The following is a 3,587-nucleotide window of genomic DNA, read 5'->3' on the forward strand; positions in this document are numbered from 1 at the left end:
TTCTTTTCTTCCATTCATAAGCTCTCCTGAATTGAATTCTTTGTCTCTACTTGAGATCGCGGATCATAAGATGCTTTCCCTAGTTTCAATATTTAAAGAGAATTTGACAGTTGCACCAATCCAAAATACACAACTGGTAAAAATTAGTTTTGAATCAAGCGATCCTAAATTAGCTGCGCTCATAGCAAATACTGTAGGTGAGGTCTACATTGAAACCCAAATGCGTGCAAAGATGGGAATTACGCAACAAGCTTCTAGCTGGCTAAATACACGCTTGTCACAGCTACGTATTCAGCTCGACGATTCAGAGGCACGCTTACAAGCCTACCGAGAACAGCAACAATTAGTTGATATTGAAGGTATCGCAGGGCTTGCTACGCAAGAGCTTGAGCAAATATCCCAGCAGTTAATTGTTGCACGTAATGAAAAAAATAATCTTGAAAGTATTAATCGTGTAATAAGTGAGTATGGCAATAACAATTTAGAGCTTTTAGGAAGTATGCCTGAAATCACATCGCATAAAGTAATACAGGATGTAAAGCGTGAAGTTATTTTAGTTGAGCGTAAATTAAGTGACTTAGGTGAGGTTTATGGACCTAAACACCCTCGTATGATCTCTGCTCAAGCTGAGCTTGCAACGGTAAAAAACAATTTAAATAAGCAAATTAAAGGCCTTATTACCGGTATTGAAAAAGAGCTAAACCGTATTACACGTACAGTGAGTGCACTTGAGCGTGATTTAGTTAAAATACGTGCTGAATACCAAGGCATTACACGTAAAGAAACTCAATATAACCAATTAAAGCGTGAAGTTGAGACTAACCGCAATATATTCAACACGTTTTTATCTCGCTCCAAAGAAACTGAAGTAACCAGTGATTTTAGCTCTGCTGTAGCGCGTTTTACTGATAGAGCTTATTCCCCGAAAGATCCAAGTAAGCCTAATAAGAAGTTATTGATAGTCCTTGCCTTTCTGTTTAGTTTTATCTTTTCTGCTTTTTTAAGTATTGTTTTTGAACGGTTGAATGACACCATAAAAGCAAAGAGTGATATTGAAAATAAGTTGGGACAGCGTATGCTGGGTTTATTACCGCATGTACAAACACCAAAAAATAGCGTGTTTCCGATACACGCTTATCTGGATGATAACTATAGGCGTTTTGCAGAGTCGGTACGGACGTTCAGAACTAGTTTGCTATTAACCCAGTTAGAGCGTGATCACAAAGTTATTGCCGTAACATCAAGTGCTCCGGGTGAGGGTAAAACCACAACCTCAGCTAATTTAGCTATGTCGCTTGCACAAATGGGTAAAGTATTATTAATTGATGCAGATTTACGTAAACCAAGTATTGCTAAACGCTTTGATATTCCGGTATTTCACCCAGGCTTAAGTAATTTAATTGTTGGTACGGAGCAGCTAAGTGAATGTGTACATGTTGATGTGGAGTCAGGTGTAGCAATCATGCCCAGTGGCCAAATACCTAGTAACCCGTTAGAGCTTTTATCTAACGCACGCTTTAGTGAAGTACTCGATATATTAAAAACTAAGTATGACCATATAATTATTGATACACCACCTACACAGGCTGTGAGTGATGCGTTAGTTATCGCGCAAAGTACAGACTCGGTAATTTATGTTGTTAAGTCTGATATTACGCGAATTAAGCCTATTAAAGCAGGTATTGAACGTTTGTTTGAATCTAAAGCCCATGTTGCAGGTATTGTGCTTAACCAAGTAGATATGAGTAAAAGTAAAGACGAGCATAGCCATGGTTATTACGATTACTTCGATTACTCGCAAAAACCTGAACAACCTAATGCATAGTTAAATGCAAATCTATGATTGATATTCATTCCCATATTTTGCCAGGTGTTGATGATGGTGCTAAAGACTTAAATGAGTCTTTAGCACTATTAACTATTGCGCAAAATGATGGAATAACTCATATGGTTGCCACGCCACATATACATATTGGGCGATTTAATAACTCGGCCTCGCAATTGTATAGCGAACTTACTAATTTAAAAGCACAGGCATTAGTAAATAATATTGGTATTAAACTAGCAGTGGCCGCTGAAGTTAGGCTTGATGTAGAACTAATGAGTTTAGTGCTTGGTAATAAACTCCCGTTTATTGGTACGCTTAATTCAGTAAATTATTTATTATTAGAACTCCCACACTCGCATGTACCGCAAGGTTACGATAAGTTTATAAATTGGCTAGCTAAACAAAATATAAAGGTGATTATTCCTCACCCTGAGCGTAATCGCGATATTCAAGCCAATCCTTTTTATATTGAGCGTTTAAAGCAATTAGGGTGTGAGTTTCAATTAACGGCTTCAAGCATTGAAGGTGCATGGGGCGAAACTGCAAAAAATATTAGTATTGATATGCTAAAAAAGGGTTTAGTAACTTATGTTGCATCTGATGCTCATTCAGTTAAGCGTAGGCCTCCTATTTTAAGTAAAGCTAAGCAAATAGTGAGCGAGCTAATTGGTCAAAATGATGCACTTGATTTATTTTTTACTAATCCTAAGCGTTTAACAGAGTCGTTGTTTAATGATTAATTTAAATACAAACCGCCTCACAAAAATTGCTATACTTGCAGTTATTATATTAGCTATAGGTTATCAAAGCTTACAAAGTATGCGTGCAAATACATGGTATTTTAATGCACTCAATATTTTGAAGCAGCCCAAAGGTTCAATTACTGCTGTAGAGCTCAAACTTGCTAATGACGCTATTATCCTTGCTGTAGAATTAGAACCAACTCAATCTCATTACTGGCAGTTAAGTGCTTATATAAAAATGCTCAATCTAGCTGTAACTAGCGAGCAAAATAAAAATAATCTTTTGGTTTATCAACAAGCAGAAAAAGATCTATTAAAGTCATTAGAGTTAAGGCAAACATGGTCAGAAACATGGATAGCACTGGCACAAGTAGTTAGTTATCAAGAAGGGCCGACAGAGCGCGTATATGAGTATATTCAGCAGGCTAAAAAATTCGGTCCTTACAAGTTTGATGTGCAGCTTGGTATTATTCAAATAGCGCTAATGAACTGGCAGCAACTCCCTCCAAAGTATAAAGCGTTGTATGTTGCTGAACTAAATTTAGCCGTTAAATATGGTTATAAATTTTATCAAGTTTTTGATGTAGCTAAGCAAGCTGATGCTTTGCCTATTTTATGTTTATCGCTTAAATTTGGCCCCGACTTTGAAGCCGTTAGAACAAGATGGATGTTTAAAAAACATTGTAATTAGGTTGGTTTTGAAAGTGTTTAGCCTGTTTACGTTAAAGCGTAAACCAATTGCACAAAGAGAAGAGAATGAGGAGTAAATGAGAAGACACCAAGTGATCTATTCAACTGACTGATTTTTCACTTATCTAAAAGCGCAGCGTCTCAAAACCTCTTTGTGAATACTTGTTTTATTGGTAAAAGCGTTGCTTTAAACGGCAGCAAGCAGCTCGTATTGTATCCCTACAAGACGTGCTGCTTACTTATAATCGTGAAGCGGGTCACGTTAAAGTTAAATCTGAAAAACCAATTGCACAAAGAGAAGAGAATGAGGAGCAAATGAGAAGACA

3 protein-coding genes are annotated in these 3,587 nt (G+C 36.9%); all 3 read left to right on the forward strand.

Annotated elements, in window-relative coordinates:
• The coding region (locus GQR46_RS17550) for a polysaccharide biosynthesis tyrosine autokinase (protein WP_206009664.1) at positions 1–1,825 on the forward strand (1,825 nt) is incomplete at its 5' end.
• Between the two features lie 14 nt (positions 1,826–1,839).
• Positions 1,840–2,568 carry a CpsB/CapC family capsule biosynthesis tyrosine phosphatase gene (locus tag GQR46_RS17555; RefSeq protein ID WP_165741758.1) on the forward strand — a complete coding sequence of 243 codons (729 nt, stop codon included), beginning with the start codon at positions 1,840–1,842 and terminating at the stop codon, positions 2,566–2,568.
• Positions 2,561–3,262: a VpsP family polysaccharide biosynthesis protein gene (locus GQR46_RS17560; RefSeq protein WP_165741760.1), complete on the forward strand. Its 702-nt coding sequence runs from the start codon at positions 2,561–2,563 to the stop codon at positions 3,260–3,262. Before GQR46_RS17555 ends, GQR46_RS17560 begins: the two co-directional genes overlap by 8 nt.
• The last annotated feature ends 325 nt before the right edge of the window (positions 3,263–3,587 follow it).

Origin of the sequence: Pseudoalteromonas sp. Z1A6, assembly GCF_011378745.1 — a bacterium.
GTDB lineage: Bacteria > Pseudomonadota > Gammaproteobacteria > Enterobacterales > Alteromonadaceae > Pseudoalteromonas > Pseudoalteromonas arctica.